Source organism: Mesorhizobium ciceri biovar biserrulae WSM1271 (assembly GCF_000185905.1).
Lineage (GTDB): Bacteria > Pseudomonadota > Alphaproteobacteria > Rhizobiales > Rhizobiaceae > Mesorhizobium > Mesorhizobium ciceri.
Genome location: NC_014923.1, coordinates 1482098 through 1498726, shown reverse-complemented (window position 1 = coordinate 1498726; position 16629 = coordinate 1482098). Strand labels below are relative to the sequence as shown.

General features: G+C 61.9%; 21 protein-coding genes. 10 read left to right on the top strand and 11 right to left on the bottom strand.

Annotated elements, in window-relative coordinates; translation table 11 throughout:
* Window positions 1-82: 82 nt before the first annotated feature.
* From MESCI_RS07200 to MESCI_RS07190, 3 genes are read right to left on the bottom strand one after another with little or no spacing between them, the layout of a single operon-like run.
* Window positions 83-382, bottom strand: a complete 300-nt coding sequence (locus MESCI_RS07200; RefSeq protein WP_013529296.1) for a GNAT family N-acetyltransferase — start codon at window positions 380-382, stop codon at window positions 83-85.
* Between the two features lie 2 nt (window positions 383-384).
* Window positions 385-1005, bottom strand: coding sequence for an alpha/beta hydrolase (locus tag MESCI_RS07195; protein ID WP_013529295.1), 621 nt, complete (start codon window positions 1003-1005; stop codon window positions 385-387).
* A 4-nt stretch (window positions 1006-1009) separates the two neighbouring features.
* Entirely contained in the window at window positions 1010-1942 is a 933-nt protein-coding gene (locus MESCI_RS07190) for a VOC family protein (protein WP_013529294.1), read from the bottom strand.
* A gap of 226 nt (window positions 1943-2168) precedes the next feature.
* Here MESCI_RS07190 and MESCI_RS07185 point away from each other — a divergent pair, with 226 nt between their 5' ends.
* Window positions 2169-3740 (top strand): alkaline phosphatase family protein, encoded by a 1572-nt coding sequence (locus MESCI_RS07185; protein WP_013529293.1) that lies wholly within the window; start codon window positions 2169-2171, stop codon window positions 3738-3740.
* Between the two features lie 51 nt (window positions 3741-3791).
* On the opposite strand, the gene MESCI_RS07180 is transcribed toward MESCI_RS07185, so the two are convergent.
* Window positions 3792-5111 carry a PRC-barrel domain-containing protein gene (locus MESCI_RS07180; protein WP_013529292.1) on the bottom strand — a complete coding sequence of 440 codons (1320 nt, stop codon included), beginning with the start codon at window positions 5109-5111 and terminating at the stop codon, window positions 3792-3794.
* Between the two features lie 251 nt (window positions 5112-5362).
* Here MESCI_RS07180 and MESCI_RS07175 point away from each other — a divergent pair, with 251 nt between their 5' ends.
* Window positions 5363-6283 carry a diacylglycerol/lipid kinase family protein gene (locus MESCI_RS07175; protein WP_013529291.1) on the top strand — a complete coding sequence of 307 codons (921 nt, stop codon included), beginning with the start codon at window positions 5363-5365 and terminating at the stop codon, window positions 6281-6283.
* 29 nt (window positions 6284-6312) lie between these two features.
* Here the strand turns inward: MESCI_RS07175 and MESCI_RS07170 are convergent, their stop codons facing one another.
* Window positions 6313-6516, bottom strand: coding sequence for a hypothetical protein (locus MESCI_RS07170; RefSeq protein ID WP_013529290.1), 204 nt, complete (start codon window positions 6514-6516; stop codon window positions 6313-6315).
* A 206-nt stretch (window positions 6517-6722) separates the two neighbouring features.
* Here MESCI_RS07170 and MESCI_RS07165 point away from each other — a divergent pair, with 206 nt between their 5' ends.
* Window positions 6723-8198: a sensor histidine kinase gene (locus MESCI_RS07165; protein WP_164753653.1), complete on the top strand. Its 1476-nt coding sequence runs from the start codon at window positions 6723-6725 to the stop codon at window positions 8196-8198.
* Window positions 8199-8211: 13 nt separating this feature from the next.
* Here MESCI_RS07165 and MESCI_RS07160 read toward each other — a convergent pair whose 3' ends face one another.
* The 3 genes from MESCI_RS07160 to MESCI_RS07150 all read right to left on the bottom strand — a co-directional run bounded on the left by MESCI_RS07160 (window position 8212) and on the right by MESCI_RS07150 (window position 9898).
* Window positions 8212-8670: a hypothetical protein gene (locus MESCI_RS07160; RefSeq protein WP_013529288.1), complete on the bottom strand. Its 459-nt coding sequence runs from the start codon at window positions 8668-8670 to the stop codon at window positions 8212-8214.
* A gap of 11 nt (window positions 8671-8681) precedes the next feature.
* Window positions 8682-9008 carry an ElaB/YgaM/YqjD family protein gene (locus MESCI_RS07155; protein ID WP_013529287.1) on the bottom strand — a complete coding sequence of 109 codons (327 nt, stop codon included), beginning with the start codon at window positions 9006-9008 and terminating at the stop codon, window positions 8682-8684.
* Window positions 9009-9136: 128 nt separating this feature from the next.
* Window positions 9137-9898, bottom strand: a complete 762-nt coding sequence (locus MESCI_RS07150; RefSeq protein ID WP_013529286.1) for a Crp/Fnr family transcriptional regulator — start codon at window positions 9896-9898, stop codon at window positions 9137-9139.
* A gap of 228 nt (window positions 9899-10126) precedes the next feature.
* Between MESCI_RS07150 and MESCI_RS07145 the strand changes: the two genes are divergently transcribed.
* The gene (locus tag MESCI_RS07145) at window positions 10127-10438 is read left to right on the top strand and encodes a response regulator (protein WP_050580453.1); all 312 of its coding nucleotides are present in this window, start codon (window positions 10127-10129) and stop codon (window positions 10436-10438) included.
* A 13-nt stretch (window positions 10439-10451) separates the two neighbouring features.
* On the opposite strand, the gene MESCI_RS07140 is transcribed toward MESCI_RS07145, so the two are convergent.
* Window positions 10452-11003 (bottom strand): RNA polymerase sigma factor, encoded by a 552-nt coding sequence (locus MESCI_RS07140; RefSeq protein ID WP_013529285.1) that lies wholly within the window; start codon window positions 11001-11003, stop codon window positions 10452-10454.
* 3 nt (window positions 11004-11006) lie between these two features.
* Window positions 11007-11210 carry a NepR family anti-sigma factor gene (locus tag MESCI_RS07135; RefSeq protein WP_032809255.1) on the bottom strand — a complete coding sequence of 68 codons (204 nt, stop codon included), beginning with the start codon at window positions 11208-11210 and terminating at the stop codon, window positions 11007-11009.
* A gap of 214 nt (window positions 11211-11424) precedes the next feature.
* On the opposite strand from MESCI_RS07135, the gene MESCI_RS07130 reads away from it, so the two are divergent.
* From MESCI_RS07130 to MESCI_RS07105, 6 genes are all read left to right on the top strand, one after another.
* The gene (locus MESCI_RS07130) at window positions 11425-12219 is read left to right on the top strand and encodes a response regulator (protein ID WP_013529283.1); all 795 of its coding nucleotides are present in this window, start codon (window positions 11425-11427) and stop codon (window positions 12217-12219) included.
* Window positions 12220-12445: 226 nt separating this feature from the next.
* On the top strand, window positions 12446-12613 hold the full coding sequence (locus tag MESCI_RS07125; RefSeq protein WP_013529282.1) for a DUF1328 domain-containing protein: 168 nt from the start codon (window positions 12446-12448) through the stop codon (window positions 12611-12613).
* Between the two features lie 179 nt (window positions 12614-12792).
* Window positions 12793-13824 (top strand): sensor histidine kinase, encoded by a 1032-nt coding sequence (locus MESCI_RS07120; protein ID WP_063169141.1) that lies wholly within the window; start codon window positions 12793-12795, stop codon window positions 13822-13824.
* Window positions 13825-13947: 123 nt separating this feature from the next.
* The gene (locus MESCI_RS07115; RefSeq protein ID WP_013529280.1) at window positions 13948-14127 is read left to right on the top strand and encodes a hypothetical protein; all 180 of its coding nucleotides are present in this window, start codon (window positions 13948-13950) and stop codon (window positions 14125-14127) included.
* Window positions 14128-14248: 121 nt separating this feature from the next.
* Window positions 14249-14575 (top strand): hypothetical protein, encoded by a 327-nt coding sequence (locus MESCI_RS07110; protein ID WP_013529279.1) that lies wholly within the window; start codon window positions 14249-14251, stop codon window positions 14573-14575.
* A gap of 83 nt (window positions 14576-14658) precedes the next feature.
* Complete coding sequence (locus MESCI_RS07105) at window positions 14659-14904, top strand: YMGG-like glycine zipper-containing protein (protein ID WP_013529278.1); 246 nt, start codon at window positions 14659-14661, stop codon at window positions 14902-14904.
* Window positions 14905-14998: 94 nt separating this feature from the next.
* Here the strand turns inward: MESCI_RS07105 and MESCI_RS07100 are convergent, their stop codons facing one another.
* Window positions 14999-16627: a CHASE domain-containing protein gene (locus MESCI_RS07100; protein ID WP_013529277.1), complete on the bottom strand. Its 1629-nt coding sequence runs from the start codon at window positions 16625-16627 to the stop codon at window positions 14999-15001.
* Window positions 16628-16629 lie beyond the last annotated feature (2 nt).

Below are 16629 nucleotides of genomic sequence, written 5' to 3'. Positions count from 1 at the left end.
AGGATGCGCCACCCGCGCAAATGCCAAAGCCGCCCCGGTGGGATGGCAGCCGCTTGCCGCGCCGTTTCCAAGCAACGAATCCCTACCGCTTCAGCACGTCGGCCCATTCCTGATGGCGGCGGAACTGGGCGTTGGCGAACGGGCAGAGCGGGATGATCTTCTTGCCCGCCGCACGCGCATCCTCGACGGCGCGGGTGACAAGCCGAAGCCCGGCACCCTGGCCGCGAAAGACGTCCGGCACTTCGGTGTGGTCGATGATGATCTGGTGCTCACCGATCTTGGTGAAAGTCATCTCGGCCTCGGCGCCATCGGGTCCACGCAGGACGTAGCGGCCCTTGGAACCGCGATCCTCAAGTTCGATCTCAGGCAGTTGGTCAGGCATTGCTATGCTCCTTGGGCAGTATCGGCAAAGAACCGCCGTGCCGCCTCGATCTCGTTTGGCCGCACCTCGTGCCCGCCATCGTGCCATTCCACTGTGACATCGGCGCCGTCGGCACGCAAATAGGCCTCGAGCCGCGTGGTCAGGTTCGGCGGGCAGATCGGATCGCGCTTGCCGGCGGTCACCAGGATATGGCGGCCGGCGAGGCTGCCCTTGACCTCAGGTTCGAACGGGATCAGCGGATGCATCAGCACCGACGCGTCGAACAGCGCTGGAACCACGAACACCACCGAGGCCAGGACATTGGCGCCGTTGGAATAGCCGAGACCCAGCACGGCCGATGGCTTCGCTGCTTCAACATGGGCCTTGACGAAGCCCGCCATCTTGGTCGTCGCCCGCGCCAGGTCGTCCATATCGTAGATGCCCTCGGCGGCGCGGCGAAAGAAGCGCGCGGCACCTTGTTCCGACACATCACCGCGCGGCGAGACGATGGTTGCCTGGGGCGCGAGATCGCGCCCCAGCGACAGAAGCTGATTCTCATCGCCTCCCGTGCCATGGAAGACGAACAGCAATGGACCGCCCGGCGAACCGGGCAGCACCTTGTGGATGTAAGCGTCCTTGCTCATGGTCTCAGCCTTCCAACTTCTGCAGATGCTGCTCGAGATAGGGCCGCAGGTGCTGGTGCTGCGTCGGCAGCTTCAGCGCCTCGCCCAGATGAGCGGTATCCTCGTCGCGATCGAATCCCGGCTCGTTGGTGGCGACTTCGAACAGCACGCCACCCGGTGTGCGGAAATAGATCGCCCAGAAGTAGTCGCGGTCGATCACCGGCGTCACTCCATAGCCGGTATCCATCAACGCCTTGCGCACTTCGAGCTGCCTGGCGCGGTTCTCGACCGCGAAGGCGACGTGATGGACGGAGCCGGCACCGAGATCGGCGAAGGCCGTGCTCGGCAGCGATTCGATGTCGATGACATCGGCGCCATTGCCGTTCTTCACCGCCAGCCGCCTGAGATTGCCGGACTTGTCGACTTCCTCATAGCCCATGAACTTCAGCAGCTCTTCCGTGGCGCCGCCATCCATCAGCCTGAGCGACACGGAATGAAAGCCTCGGATCGCCTCATCCGTGGGAACGCCGCCTTTGGACCAGGGTGCTCTGCTGTCGCTCTTGCACTCGACCAGCGCGAAGCCGTCACCATCCGGTCCGGCAAAAGCCAGGCGCTTCTCACCGAAGGTTTCTTCGCGCGAGAGGCCGGTGACGCCCTCATCGGCAAAGCGTTTTTCCCAATAGCCAAGCGTGCCTTCCGGCACCGAGTAGACGGTGGTTCCGACTTCCCCGACCCCATGTCGGCCCTTGCCGATGTCGGGGAAGGGGAAATAGGTCATCACCGAACCCGGCGTACCGGCCTCGTCACCGTAATAAAGATGGTAAACATCGGGCGCGTCGAAATTGACGGTCTTCTTGACCCGGCGCTGACCGAGTTTCCTGGTGAAGAAATCGTTGTTCTGGCGGGCATCCCTGGCCATCGACGTGACGTGATGCAGGCCCTTGATCTGGTCGAGCATTGTCTTGCTCCTTCCCTTGGTACATGTGCGGCCCTCGCCGCTGTCCACGCCAATATGAGGACCAGGGCAGTTTCCGCAAAGGCGGCAAACACAGAATGGACTGTGTCATAAAAGTGAACGATGGAACAAGGTTCGTTCACCAATTGGCTCGCAGGTCAGACTTGCGCCATGGCCAGAATTCGGTTCCATAAACGGCGTTCGACATCCCGGGACAAAGGTATCGTGAGTGATTGGAAAAGCCAGGCGGCCTAACATTCTCCTGATCACATGCGACCAGTGGCGCGGCGATTGTCTGTCCGCCGCCGGTCATCCGGTCGTGCGAACGCCGAATGCCGACGCTTTGGCCGCGGAGGGCGTGCTGTTCAAGCGGCATTATGGCGGCGCGGCGCCCTGCTCGCCCGCCCGCGCCTGCCTCTACACCGGCCTCTACCAGATGAACAACCGCGTCTGCCGCAATGGCACGCCGCTCGACGCTCGCCACGGCAACATTGCGCTTTCGGCTCGCGCCCTGGGCTATGATCCGACGCTGTTCGGCTACACCGATGTGTCGCTCGATCCGCGCCTGCTGGCGCCGGGCGATCCGCGGCTGCAAAGCTATGAAGGCGTGCTGCCGGGCTTTACGGTGCGCCAGTTGCTGCCCGAGCATCAGAAGCAATGGCTATCCTGGCTGGAACTACAAGGTGTCGACGCCAGCGCCGGATCTCCCGACATCCATCGCCCGGTGGCCGACGGCGCGGTCGGAACCACCGTCGACAACGCGCCGCCCGTCTACTCCGGGCAGCAAACCCCGGCGGCCTTCCTGACCGGCGAATTCGCGCGTTGGCTTGGCGAACAGGAGCACGCCGCGCCGTGGTTCGCGCATCTTTCCTTCATCAGCCCGCACCCGCCCTTCATAGTGCCGGAGCCCTACAACACAATGTACGATCCGGCTGACGGCCCGGCCTTTCGGCGCGCGGCAAGCTGGCAGGAGGAGGCGGAAAACCATCCCTATCTAGCCTATGATCTCGGCCGGCAGAAACAGATGAAATTCCGCCCCGACGCCAGCGGCAAGGTGCACGACTGGAGCGAAGACGATTTTCGCGTCCTCCGCGCGATCTATTACGGCATGATTTCCGAGGTCGACGCCCAGCTCGGCCGCATCTGGCAAGCGGTCAAGGCGGCCGGCGCGTGGGACGACACCATCATCGTGCTGACCTCGGACCATGCCGAGATGATGGGCGACCATTTCATGCTGGGCAAGGGCGGCTATTTCGACGGCAGCTACCACATTCCGCTGATCATCCGCGATCCGCGCCACGGCAAGGCGGCCGGCGGCAAGGTCGACAGCTTCACCGAAGCGGTCGACATTTTGCCGACGTTTCTCGACCTGCTCGGCGAAGAGCCCGCGCCGCATCTCGACGGCAGGTCGCTGAAGCCGTTCCTGAGCGGAGAGGCCCCGGCGGCGTGGCGCGATGCCGCGCATTGGGAGTTCGATTTCCGCTCGGTTGCCGCGGGCGAGGCCGAACGCCATTTCGGCATCGCCTCACGCCAATGCAATCTCGCCGTTATCCGCACGGAACATTTCAAATATGTGCATTTCGGCGGCAACCTGCCGCCGCTGCTGTTCGATCTGGAAAACGATCCGGACGAATTGGACAACCTCGCGGCCGACCCCAGCCATCTCGCCGTGCGGCTGGAATTCGCCGAACGACTGCTCGCCTGGCGGGCCGAACATCTCGATCAATCGCTGGCACTGGCCGAATTGACCGAGAACGGCCTCGTCGGCCATGCCGCTGGCCTGCCTCCACGCCACACATGAACACAGGCCCGCATCGTTGCCGGCGCGGGCCTGTATCCGACTGGGTGGAAACTACCTGACGATCATGCGCTGCTGATCGCGCTTCTCGGCATAGCTGCCCTTGTCATAGGCGGTTTGTGCCTCGAGCTGTTCCTTGGTGAAGGTCGTGTACAGGTATTTGTTGCCCGCCTTGTCGGTCATGAATTTGAGATTATCCATGCCGACCGCGACTTCCTTCTCGCCAATGCCGAGGAAGCCACCGACATCGACGATCACCGCATCGGCCTTCTTGTCGGGCGCAAGCACGACATCGCCGATCTCGCCGACCTTGGCGTCGTTGGCGCCATAGACAGTCGTGCCCTTGAGGTCATCGGCGCGAATCTCACCAACCGGCATCTCGGTCAGCGTCGACTTGTCGATGGCTGCGGTCTTTGTCTGGTCCGGAGCCGAGGCATCGGGGGTCGTGGGCGCCGGAGCCTGTGCCGTCTTGTCGGACGGAGCGACGGCAGGGGCTGCGGCGGGCGCGACTGCTGCCGGCGCATTCGAAGCCGTCGTTGCCGGCGCAGGGTCATAGGCCTTGCGGTTGAAATCCGGCTGCGCCTGCAATTCTTCCTTGGTGGTCTGGGCGACCAGCCAGCGGTCGCCATTCTTCTCGGCCCACTGCGCCTTCGAGAAGTCATAGGTGACGTTCTTGGCGCCAAGGCCTAGGAAACCGCCGACGCCGATGACCAAGTACTGCGCCTTGCCATCCTTGGTCAGCACAATGTCGTTGACGTCGCCGATGTTCTGGGCGTCATCGCCGGTGCCGTTGTAGACGTTCTCCCCGATGATGTTGGTGGCGAGATTGCCATCGGCGCGCTTGACTGGTTCTGCCGAAGCGGCGTTCATGTCGACAGGCTTTTGCGCTGTGTCCGTCGTCGCGGGTGCTGCCGGCGCTGTTGCGTCGGTCGATGCCGCAGGTGCTGGGGTCGGGCTGTAAGGCTTTTTATCGAATTCTGCCTGCGCCGTCAGTTCGTCCTTGGTCGTCTGGGCCACCAACCAGCGGTCGCCATTCTTTTCGGCCCACTGCAGTTTGCCGTAGTCGAAAGCAACGCTTTTGGCGCCGACACCCAGAAAACCGCCGACGTCGATGACAACGGATTTCGCCTGCCCATCCTTGTCGAACACGACGTCGCTGACCTTGCCGATGTTTTCGGCATCGTCGCCGGTGCCGTTGTAGACGGACTCACCGATGATGTTGGTGACGATGCTGCCCTCTGCGCGTGGCACAGGAGCGGCGGCGGGCTCCTGGACGGCGGGCGTGGCAGGCGCCGTATTTGTTGCGTTCTGCGCATAGGCGCCGGTCGCGACAAAGGTTGCGAGCGCCGTCGTGGCTAAAAGCTTGCGGATCATGGTAGTCTCTCCTCGTGCCTGATCTCATGCGCCGCGTCTTCCTTGGGGAACGCGGCATCTACAGGTTCACAACGTCGTGACCGGGTCAGTTGTTCCGACAAAGCGCTGCGGTCCGGGGACGAAACCACGGAAATTATTGAGCCGCTGGGGTAGTCACCCCGTGGCAATAGGAACCTTTCTGTCGACGCCGCGTTTCAGCCGTTGGCTGGGTATATCCCGGCCGCCATTTGGCTGACCTGGTGGAGCGGGGCATGAGATTTGCAGCGGTGCTGAACCGGGACGGCGGCACTTTGCGCACCACCGACCTCGCCGCTTTCTCCGACAGGATGCATCAGACGTTGGAAACGGCAGGCCACTCGCTCAGCATCGAAATTGTCGCCGGCAAGGATGTGGTGGAGACGCTGGACAACGCCGCTTCGCGTCGCTCGGTCGACATCGTGCTGGCAGGTGGCGGCGACGGGACCATTTCCGCCGCGGCCGCCCGACTGATGGGCACGAAGAAGGCGCTTGCCATATTGCCAGCCGGCACCATGAACCTGTTCGCACGCGGGTTGGGCATTCCGCAGTCGCTCGACGGGGCGCTGAAATCCTTCGCCGACGGCGAAATCATTGCTGTCGATGTGGCGACGGCCAATGGCCAACCTTTCGTGCACCAGTTCTCGATCGGCATGCACGCGAAGATGGTGCAACTGCGCCAGAAGATGGAGTTCGGTTCGCGGTTGGGAAAGATCCGCGCCTCGGCCAAGGCGGCTTGGGCAACGATCAACAATCCACCTGCGATGAATGTGACGCTCAGCATCGGCGATGCCGAAATGGCGGCACGCATCACCGGCATCGGCATCACCAACAACTTATTCGGTGAAGGCCATCTGCCTTATGCCGACAATCCTGCGGGCGGCGTGCTCGGTGTCTATGTCACGGTGGCGAAGCAGCGCGCCGAACTGGTCAAGTTCTTCTTCAACATGGCGCGCGGCAAATGGCGCGACAACGAACATGTCGAAATCCACCAGACAAACAGAACGGTGCTGAAAATCCATTCGGGCAGCCGCAAATTTCGCGCCGTCATGGACGGCGAACTGGTCAGGCTTGACCGTGAAACGGTAATCGAGATCCAGCCTGGCGCACTGAATGTATTGGTTCCGGCGAGCGCGGCCCAGTCGAGAGCCGCCTGATGAGGTGCGACGCAACGGACAGGCCGGCTTTACCCGGCAGGAGCCTGCTCGGTGGTGTTGGGCGGTGTGGGCACATGCTGTTCATCGCTGTTAGGCGCCTTGATCAACACACCATAGATCTCGGCAATGCCCCATGCAGCAAACACCAGAAGCAGTGCGGCGATCAGGATCCGAAATCCATGCCAGCCCCATCGCCCCTGCCGCGCCTTGTTTTCTGGAATGATCTTGGCCATGCTCGATCCCTGTCTCATTCTGCACCAACTGGCGCGCCCGGCAAATCATGGTCGGGTAACGGTTCCTCGCTAGGATGGTTCCGGAAAAGCGTGCTGGCCTTGCACCAGCGCAAGCATGCGGCGACGAAGACCGGGACGAGGCAATTGGGGTGATTGGCAAGACGCAAACAGCACCCGATCTGCCGGCCGAAGTTGCGCTAGCAGTCATGGATGTCGACCGGCTGGCCGTGCTGCACGGATTGGAGATGCTGGATACGGCGGCCGACCCCGATTTCGACCGCGTCAGCAGCCTTGCCGCAGCGGTGATGCAGGTGCCGATGGCCCTGGTCACACTCGTCGACCTTGAACGGCATTGGTTCAAATCCTGCTTCGGCCTGGACGAGACCGAAACCGCGACCAACGTCTCCTTCTGCGCCCATGCGATTGCCGCCGGCGACGAGCCGATGGTGGTCGTGGATGCAACGGCGGACCCCCGTTTCAAGACCAACCCGCTGGTCACCGGAAAGCACCATGTCCGCTTCTATGCCGGCGCGCCGATGATCGTGGCAGGTGCCCGCATCGGCACGCTGTGCGTGCTCGACCGCGAGCCGCATGGTTTTCCATCCCGAGCCGAGCTCGACCAGTTGAAGGCGCTCGCCGGCCTCGCCGCCAGCCTGTTCACCCTAAAGGACGCAACCCGCAGCGGCGCGATCGCCGAGGCCGCACTTGCGCGCGAGGAAAAACGACGCGCCATCGCACTCGATGCGGCCTCGCTCGCCAGCTGGGCATGGGATATCCGCACCGATGTCATCGAATGCGACACATTGATGTCGGAGCTGTTCAACCTGCCGCGCTCCAACCGGCTGCGCGCACGCGACATCCTCACCGCCATCGATCCGCGCGACGTCTACCAGACCGAAACCCGCTTTCGCGACGCCTTGACCGGCAGCGACGACTATTTCGGCGAATACCGGGTGAAGGGCTTTCACCCGCCGCGCTGGCTCGCCACGCGCGGCCGTGTCATCGAGCGTGACGGCGACGGCAAGCCGACATTAATCTTCGGCGTCAATTACGACATCTCCGAGCGCAAGCTCGGCGACGAACGGCAACGGCTGCTGCTGCGTGAACTCAACCATCGCGTCAAGAACACTCTGGCGACCGTCCAGGCGCTGGCAACCCAGACCGTGCGCCATGCCCGCCAGCCAAGCCAGTTCCTCGAGGCCTTCGGCGCCAGGCTTCAGGCCTTGGGCATCGCCCACAATCTGTTGTCGGACCGCGAGTGGCGTGGCATCGGCATCAGTGAACTCGTCCAGATCGAGGTCAGACCTTTCGAAACGGCCGAGCAGCCGCGCATGACGATCTCCGGCGACGACCTGCTGCTGTCGCCCGACCAGGCCGTCGGGCTTGGCCTGATCCTGCATGAACTCGCCAGCAACGCGCTGAAATATGGCTCGCTGTCGGTGCCGTCAGGCAGGGTCGACCTCGGCTGGAGGACGCAAGGCAGGAAGGATGCCCGGCGTCTTGTGCTGACCTGGCGCGAAAGCGGCGGGCCGCAAGTCGCTCCGCCGGATCGGCAAGGCTTCGGCTCTATCCTCATTCGCCGCAGCCTGGCCAAGGTCATTTCCAGCGAAGTGACCCATGAATTCCGGCCGGAAGGCGTGTTTGCCGAAATATCGATGCCCCTGGAAGAGCTGTCGAAGTGATCTCCCAACAGCTCTACGTCCGCTCGCTCTCATCCGGATCGTCGGATTTCACATTCTCGCGGTAGATGGCGTAGGCCGCGAGCGCCACGGCCGGCCCCAGAATGGCGCCGAGACCGCCTTTTCCCTTGAGCAGGCTCGGCAGCACGGCGAGTGCGGCGGTGACGCCGATCGCCTTCATGTCGGCATTGCGGCGCTGCGCCCGGCGCCGGGCGCGCGAACCTGCGGATATCCGGTAGATCAGCAGGATAAGTCCGGCGAGCACCAGGAAACCGGCGCCAAACCCCAGCGCGGCGGCAAGCGACCCGTAGCGCATCGCCGTCCAGATATAGGCGGCCCCGACCAGAAAGCCGAGACCGCAAAGCGCAGCGGCCATGGCGATCACATAGACGATTGCCGCCGTGCGCGCCCGATGAACGGCGGCCACGGTTTCCCCCGAGGCGAGGCCCGAGATCAGGGTTGCCAACATTCCCATCTGTAGCGCGACTAGCGACGCGCGATGAGCGCGAAAAGGAAGCCGACGCCAGCGGCGATTGCCAGTGACGTCACCGGCTTTTCACGCACGCTTGCCATCATCTGCGCTTCGATGTCCTTGGCATTGCTGCGCAAGCTGTCAAAGGCTGCTTCGCCCTGCGCGCGCAACTGCTCGACCCCTTCTGTCGCTGCACGGCGCGCGGTGCCATAGCCATGCTCGCCGGTCTTGGCCAGTTGTTTGGTGAGCTTGTCGATGTCGGCCTTCAACTGCCTGATGTCGGCTTCCAGGTCCGCATTTGCACGGGCGTCGGTTGCGGTCTTTCCTGCGGCAGTGGCCATGGCTTAACTCCTTGTGATTGCTCGGTTTCAAACGCGCTGCGCGCCTCATGGTTCCGGCACTGCGGACAAAGTAGCCGAAAACGCATCGGCGCGCACCCGATCCGCCGGCTTCGCAAAAAGACGCTTCCTCAGATTAGTGGCCGGCGCGCCTCGCCCAGTCCTTCCCAGCCGGCGAGCCGCTTGAGCCCTTCATTGTCGGAGACCGCGCAGCCGCCGTCGCGCCAGACGATCAGCTTGCGATCCATCAGCTTGCGGATCGTCTTGTTGGTGTGAACCAGCGACAGGCCGAGCGTATCGGCAATGTGCTGCTGCGTGATCGGTATCTGGACGGATTGGCTGCCATTCAGTCCGACGACCTTGGCCCGGCTGCCGATGAAGGCGATGAGATAGGCGGCGCGCTCGATCGCACTGCGGCGCCCGAGGCTGAGCAGATTCTCGTCCAGCATCCGCTCCTCGCGCGATGCGATCCAGGTGATGTCGTAGGCCAGCCTGGGATGATTGCGGTACAGCTCGTGCAGATATTCGCGTTCGAAAACACACAGCAGCATCGGTGAGAGTGCCTCGACGGAATGCTGCATCTCGCCCATCACACTGCCTTGCAGGCCGATCAGATCCCCGGGCATGAGATAATTGAGGATCTGGCGACGGCCGTCCCGCAGCAGCTTGTAGCGAAACGCCCAGCCGGAGAGCACGGTGTAGAGATGGGCGCTATGGCTTCCCTCCACCAGCACCGTGTCGCCCTTGTCGACCGCGAGTTCACCCTTCTTGAATTTGCTGATGAAGGCCAGCTCCTGTTTTTCGAAGTCGCGGAAAACCGGCAACGGCCGCAATGGGCAGTTCTCGCAAGGATATTGGCGGCTGGAGAAAGCGTTATTGTTCTGGACTGACATTTCGCCCCCTTCGAAAGCCCGCTCGACCCCCTTCGAAAGCCGCTCTTGGAGAGCCGCGTTTCAACGCCTTGCAAGGATTGAGGTTCCGCCCGCTGGCCACATGTCTTTTTTAAATGACAGCGAGCCAATTAGCGATCATGACTCCGGCGTTTCAAGGAGTCTTTGCCCGTGCCCACATTGCTTGACGGATTGCGGATTCTCGTTTTGGAGGACGAATTTCTCATCGCCATGGATGTCGAGCAACTTTGCCGCGATCATGGCGCCGATGAGGTGGTGATCGCCCGTGACCTGACCGAGGTCGATGGCCGGGAAGTCGCCACGCGATTCGATGCAGCCATTGTCGACTTGATGCTGGGCGGCGCCTCGACGATCGATTTCGCTTCCGGGCTGCGCGCGGCAGGCATACCTTTCGTGTTTGCGTCCGGCTATTCGGATGCCGATGAAATCAAGGCATCGTTTCCGGGCGTCAGGCTGGTTGGCAAACCCTACTCAGGCGAAGACCTGGTGCAAGCGGTCGCGGCGGCCTGCGGACGCGCTTGAGACGCGATCGCGGTCAGCTCGCCGGCGAACTCGTTACCTGGGCCGAAATCGCGTCCGGACCATACTCGTCCTCACCTGATATTTTCAGGATCTCCTGCAAGCGGGTACGGGCTCGGCTGACGCGGCTCTTGATCGTCCCCACCGCGCAGCCGCAGATCTCCGCGGCCTCCTCGTAGGAGAAACCAGATGCGCCGATGAGGATGATGGCTTCGCGTTGGTCCTCCGGCAACTGCTCTAGCGCCCCGCGAAAGTCCTTCAGGTCGAGTTGACCGTGCTGGGCCGGATGAACGGCAAGCCTGGCCGTCATGATACCGTCGCTGTCCTGCACTTCGCGCCCGCGCTTGCGCATTTGCGAATAGAACTCGTTGCGCAGGATGGTGAAAAGCCAGGCCTTGAGATTGGTGCCGGGCTGGAAGCTCTCATGCTTGTCCCAAGCCTTGACGAGTGTTTCCTGGACGAGGTCGTCGGCTTTATCGGCATTTTGCGTCAGCGACACGGCAAACGCGCGCAGACTTGGGATTGCCCCAAGCAGATCAGTCTTGAAGCCTTGTGAGACCGCGGCCATGCCTCAGTCCTTCTTCTGTGCGGGTTCAGCCTGTTCCAGTTGGCTAAGCAACTGGGAAAAGCGATCCGGCACATCGTCGGAGACCAGCGCGTCGTAATATTGTTTGAGTTTGCGTCCGATTTCGGAGTTCGGCCCAAGAGCGTCACCAGAACCGTTCCGGCGCCTGCTCTCGGCGCCAGTCAGAATATCTTTCGTCATATCCTTCATTTTGCCCTTGTATTTCCCAGCGCTCAAGCCGCTCTTACCGTACTCAACACAGCGCAAGCGGCGCCCTCGTCTGGTTGCCCATCCCCACCACAAACGCCACTCCCCGGCTTTTGTTCCGTCGCGGTGGAACTTTTTCAAAAAATCCGCGTTATCAGGGCTTGCAGTCAGCTTGACCTGCTACGCAATCGCGTCATTCTGAGGGAGACGTCTTACCATGAGCTTATCCGCCACCATCGCACCACATCTGCCCTTCCTGCGCCGCTTCTCGCGGGCTGTTTCCGGGTCGCAAGAGAGTGGTGACGCGCTGGTCGCTGCGATGCTTGAAGCCATCATCGCCGATATCGAGATATTTCCCGAAGCATCGAGCGACCGCATCGCGCTGTACAAGGTTTTCGCCAAGCTTTTCACATCGGTCGCCATCCGCGTTCCACAGGAACAGGCGCAATCGGCGTGGGAACAGCGCACCGCCGCCAATCTGAATGCGATCGCGCCGCGGCCCCGTCAGGCCTTCCTGCTCGTGGCGGTCGAAGGCTTCAGCGAGGAGGAAGCGGCTGAGATCCTTGACGTCGGTGACCAGGAGTTTTCAGAGTTGCTTGCCCAGGCGAGCAACGAGATATCCCGTCAGGTGGCAACCGACGTTCTGATCATCGAGGATGAACCGCTGATCGCCATGGATATCGAAGAAATGGTCGAGAGCCTCGGGCACCGCGTCGTTGGAACGGCGCGCACCCATGCCGAGGCAGTGATGATGTTCGGCAAGACGCGGCCGAAGATGGTGCTGGCCGACATCCAGCTTGCCGACGGCAGTTCCGGCATCGAGGCCGTGAACGAAATCCTGTCATCGACGTCGGTGCCGGTCATCTTCATCACCGCCTTCCCCGAGCGCCTGTTGACTGGTGAACGACCGGAACCGGCCTTCCTGGTCACCAAGCCGTTCAATCCCGACATGGTCAAGGCGCTGATCAGCCAGGCACTGTTCTTTGACCGGCAGGCGAAAGCCGCCGCATAGTCGGGAATTGGGAGTGGAGGAATTGACGAACCCAAGGCGATAGCCTCGCTCCCGAATCTCTCCAGATGATCAATTCGTCACTTCGTGCCGCCTGATGCACCCGGGCGGCGAGGTGAATTCCTGCGGTTCCGCTCGAACGATTTGCAAGCACGGTCTTTTTCGGCAAAGGGTGGGAACAAACCGCAACCACCCACGTTTTCATCGCACCATTCGAAGGAGATGGATCATGCTTTACTGGGCGCTCGTATTTCTCGTCGTTGCCATCATCGCCGGCGCGCTTGGTTTCGGCGGCATCGCCGGTACCTCCGCCGGCATAGCGCAGATATTGTTTTTCATCTTCCTCGCCTTCCTGGTCATTTCGCTTCTTGCGGGCCTGTTCAAACGGGCTTCGTAAGGACGGACGGCCGAACACTGGAAGCCGCACCCCTCAAACGGTTTCCAGCCACCGCCGGGCGGTGTCCCTCAAAGGACGCCGTCCGGCGGACCGTTTTTGGCGGCGGGTTTTCCGGAAACCTGTTTGGAACCCATTCAACGATGAGCCGTTCAGCCTGAATTGGGTGGACAGATTGGCCGATGGGTTCCAGGACCGGAAACAGGAAAGACGCCGTGCAAAGCGATGAAGTCATCGCCCTCCATCCCGCCGACAGCGGCATGCAGCTCGGTCGTGCTCTTCTTCACGCGTTGCACAATGCCGGCATTTCCGTTCTCTACCAGGATCGCGAGATGAAAACCGTATGGGCGCGCAACATGCGTGCGCCCTGGGTTTCGGACACCGCCGACAGCATCGGCATCCTGCCGGAGGCGCAGGCCGACCGCATCGGCGCGGCCAAGCGCGACGTCATTGCATCCGGCAACCCCCAACGTCTCGAGATCAGCGTTCCCGTCGAGGATGGCAGCCGCTGGTTCGAGGTGTGGATCGATGCCGATCACGGCGATGGTGGCACCGTGCAAGGCGTCGTCACCACGATGGTCGAGACGACGGAGCAGAAGCGCCGCGAGCAGACCCTGACGACGCTGTTGCGAGAGGTGAGCCATCGCTCCAAAAACCTGCTGGCGATCATCCAGAGCATAGCCACCCAGACCGGCCGCTACTCCGACAGCATCGGCGATTTCCTGACACGCTTTCGCGGCCGGCTGCAATCGCTGGCCTCGTCCCAGGATCTCGTGACCTCTTCCAACTGGCGGGGTGCAGCACTTCGCGAACTCGTGTCGGGCCAGGTTGGCCGCTATGGCGGCGATCCGGTTCGGAGCCTGAGGTTTCAGGGGGCAAACCCCTATCTCAATCCCAACGCTGCCTTGCATATCGGCCTTGCGATGCATGAACTCGCCGTCAATTCGGTGAGCTACGGCGCCCTGTCGCGGCCCGGCGGGTACGTCAATGTTACAGCCAACCTGACCGCCGACGACACGGGAACCTCCCTGTCCCTGACATGGGCGGAGGCAATCGGCGCCAGTGACGTCAGGCGTAGCGAGAAGCGCTTCGGCAGCGTCGCACTCGAACGGGTCGTGCCGGCGTCACTGAACGGAACGGCGACGCTCGAAATCGCGGCTGGCCGCCTTGAATACCGCCTTGTCGTTCCGCACGGCAATTTCGAGACGGATTGAGCGACCTTCCTTAACCCGCCGTTCACCATAAAAGCAGATGCTGTTTTTCCCAGATACCGCTGGAACTTGTTGCATCACCGAACATTTCCGCAGCAGGATTTGCAGCATGGTGGGAGGAATGCCTTGACGGTTGCCGACATGAACAGACTGGAGCAGGCCGCCCGGATTTCCATGGGCGAGTTTGAGGACTCAGAGGCTTCCGCGCCACCGCTGGCTCCTGTTCCCAACGGAGCTTTGCGCCTGGTTGCGCTGGCCTTGGTGGCGGTGATCATGGCGGTCGCCCTGCACCAACTGGTCTACTAGGCCACCTCGTTTCGGCCGGTGGCCGAATCGGCTGTAGCGCCATCTTATTTCCCCAGCCGATCAAGCCAGCCAGGAACTTTGGCGAATGTAGACCGTTACTATGGCGAGAGGACTTCTCGCCATGGAACATATCGCTGCATTGTTGCTGGTCATCGGTTGCTCGAACACGATGGCCGACTGCCGTGAACTCCAGGTGCCCGTAAGCGTTTTCGCGACGGCCGAGCAATGCGTGGCCGAACGCCCATTCGTCTTGGGCGACGTGCAAGGGCAGGCTGACCACATCGTCGCCAAATGCCTTGCGGTCGATCCGGCGCTTGAGGACGACTATGATCAGATCGTCTGGAATGTGCGCGCCGATGGTACGCTTGACGCGTCTTTGGCAATTTCCAGCCTGGTAATGGCATCGAACACGATACGCCCAGAAAAAGACTATCTTCACCAACAATAGATTGCAGCAGCAAAGGCCGTCATTTCATGCTAAATGGCGGCTGGAGCTTACTAAAGTGAGGACACAAAGTGAGGAGTGACTCTATGCGGAAGATGATTATTGCCCTGGTTGCGGTGGTCGCGGTCAGCGGCTGCACCTCGACTGAGAAGGACGTGGTTGGCGGCGGCTTGATCGGCGCCGGTGTCGGCGGCTTGGTCGGCGGCGGTAAGGGCGCGCTGATCGGCGCGGCCGTGGGTGCCGGTTCCGGCCTGCTGGTGCGCAACCTGCGCAACGGCTATTGCCAATATCGCGATCATCGCGGCCGGATCTACACGGCTCGCTGCAACTAATTCGGCGATAATCGAAACGTCGATCCGGAGGCCGGTCCGCCGGCTTCCGGGTTTTTGATGTCTGGATGCTTCCCCTTGTCGGCAACGGTCGCGCTCAATTGGCGAGTGGAATTTTGATTTCCACGTTCAGCCCATTGGCTTGGTAATCCCGTTTGATCGTACCGCGCAATTCGCGCGTCACGTTGAGGTCGATCAGCTTGGTGCCGAATCCGGTCTCGGCGGGCGCTTCAAGTTTCTTCTGCCCGTTTTCGCGCCAGTTGAGAGCCAGCATCCTGTCGCGCCCTCGGCCTTCGAGCGACCAGTCCACCTTCAGCGCCCCAACGGAATTGCCGGCCTCGCCGTATTTCAGCGCATTCGTCGCCAGTTCGTGGAAGGTCAGGCCGAGCGCTTGCGTCGTGGTTTCGTCGAGCAGCACCTGTGGTCCCGACAACAGCTCATCGGGCAGCTCCTTGCCGAACACCTGACCCAGCTCGATGCGCAGGAGATCGCCAAGATCGGCCTTCTGCCAGCGTGAGCGCGTCAGCATGTCCTGGGAGGCCGCCATCGCCTGCAGCCTAGCCGAGAAGGACGCTGAAAACTCGTTGACGTCGGTCGCCCGCGATGCCGTCTGACGCGCGATCGCCAGCACCCTGGTGATCGAATTCTTGATGCGATGCTTCATCTCCTGCAGCATCAGGTCTTTTTCGACCAGGCTCTTTTCCGTCGTTTCGTGCAATCGCGACGCTGCCTCATAGGCCCGCTCCTGATAGCGCGCCACAAGCGCGATTGCGCCCGCCAACAGCAGGCCGAACAGCCCCAGCATCACCGGAATGGCGCGCGACGACGGCTGCGAGAAGGCGCTTGTCGGCCGGAACAGGACAGTCCATGGCTGTCCGGCGACGATGATCTTTCGCGTGACCAGCAGCCTGTTCCCGAAAGTGGAAGCCGGCGGCGTCTCCGACCGGAACAACAGATTGTCGCCGTTCACGGCACCATCGCCATCATAGATTTCGGTGTTGACCGGCAAAAGCGGCGACCGGCTGAGCGCGGTCTGGAACAGATCGCGAGCCCGAAAGGCCGCATAGAGAAAACCTGATGTCGAGGATCTCGAAGCATTGATGACGTCGGGAGCGGTTTCGACATTGAGCCGCACGAAAACGAAGAAGCCGGTGAACGTCTGCGCGGCGCCCGTGTCCTGGCCCAGCTGCACCAGCCCGCTGGCGTGCTGCTGGTCGTCGGACATCGCCTTTTCGATCGCCGCACGCCGCACCGGTTCGCTGAACATGTCGTAGCCGATGCCGGCCTGATTGGATGGATCCAGCGGTTCGAACAGCACGATAGGGGTGCGCCAGGGTTGCGTGGTATCCGGGTAGATTGGATGACTGACGCCATAATCGTGCAGCATGTCGCGTTCGACCGTCGCCTCGTCGCCCGTCTTTGCCAGCCTGAGAAAGCCGATGCCGCGCAAGCCGGCGAAATTCTTGTCGACATCGAGCGCGGTGAAGAACGCCTTGAACTCACTGCGAGAAATACCGCCATTGCGGGCGTCGAACAGGGCCTGCGTCGAGCGCAGCAGCGACAGATGCAGGTCGATGCGGCTCTCGATCCGGTTGAGCGCATCGTCGGCAGTCGCCTCGAACTTGATGCGCGCGGCTTCCTGCGTGGCGAAGTAGGCAAAACCTGCCATCACCATGCTGATCAGCGCGACGGCGATAAAGGCGATGATCGGGAAAAGCTTCTTCAACG

Coding starts and splice junctions, on each gene's coding strand:
- MESCI_RS07200 (WP_013529296.1), bottom strand. CDS start 382: ATGCCTGACCAACTGCCTGAGATCGAACTTGAGGATCGCGGTTCCAAG.
- MESCI_RS07195 (WP_013529295.1), bottom strand. CDS start 1,005: ATGAGCAAGGACGCTTACATCCACAAGGTGCTGCCCGGTTCGCCGGGC.
- MESCI_RS07190 (WP_013529294.1), bottom strand. CDS start 1,942: ATGCTCGACCAGATCAAGGGCCTGCATCACGTCACGTCGATGGCCAGG.
- MESCI_RS07180 (WP_013529292.1), bottom strand. CDS start 5,111: ATGATCCGCAAGCTTTTAGCCACGACGGCGCTCGCAACCTTTGTCGCG.
- MESCI_RS07175 (WP_013529291.1), top strand. CDS start 5,363: ATGAGATTTGCAGCGGTGCTGAACCGGGACGGCGGCACTTTGCGCACC.
- MESCI_RS07170 (WP_013529290.1), bottom strand. CDS start 6,516: ATGGCCAAGATCATTCCAGAAAACAAGGCGCGGCAGGGGCGATGGGGC.
- MESCI_RS07165 (WP_164753653.1), top strand. CDS start 6,723: ATGGATGTCGACCGGCTGGCCGTGCTGCACGGATTGGAGATGCTGGAT.
- MESCI_RS07160 (WP_013529288.1), bottom strand. CDS start 8,670: ATGGGAATGTTGGCAACCCTGATCTCGGGCCTCGCCTCGGGGGAAACC.
- MESCI_RS07155 (WP_013529287.1), bottom strand. CDS start 9,008: ATGGCCACTGCCGCAGGAAAGACCGCAACCGACGCCCGTGCAAATGCG.
- MESCI_RS07150 (WP_013529286.1), bottom strand. CDS start 9,898: ATGTCAGTCCAGAACAATAACGCTTTCTCCAGCCGCCAATATCCTTGC.
- MESCI_RS07145 (WP_050580453.1), top strand. CDS start 10,127: ATGGATGTCGAGCAACTTTGCCGCGATCATGGCGCCGATGAGGTGGTG.
- MESCI_RS07140 (WP_013529285.1), bottom strand. CDS start 11,003: ATGGCCGCGGTCTCACAAGGCTTCAAGACTGATCTGCTTGGGGCAATC.
- MESCI_RS07135 (WP_032809255.1), bottom strand. CDS start 11,210: ATGAAGGATATGACGAAAGATATTCTGACTGGCGCCGAGAGCAGGCGC.
- MESCI_RS07130 (WP_013529283.1), top strand. CDS start 11,425: ATGAGCTTATCCGCCACCATCGCACCACATCTGCCCTTCCTGCGCCGC.
- MESCI_RS07125 (WP_013529282.1), top strand. CDS start 12,446: ATGCTTTACTGGGCGCTCGTATTTCTCGTCGTTGCCATCATCGCCGGC.
- MESCI_RS07120 (WP_063169141.1), top strand. CDS start 12,793: ATGGGTTCCAGGACCGGAAACAGGAAAGACGCCGTGCAAAGCGATGAA.
- MESCI_RS07110 (WP_013529279.1), top strand. CDS start 14,249: ATGGAACATATCGCTGCATTGTTGCTGGTCATCGGTTGCTCGAACACG.
- MESCI_RS07105 (WP_013529278.1), top strand. CDS start 14,659: ATGCGGAAGATGATTATTGCCCTGGTTGCGGTGGTCGCGGTCAGCGGC.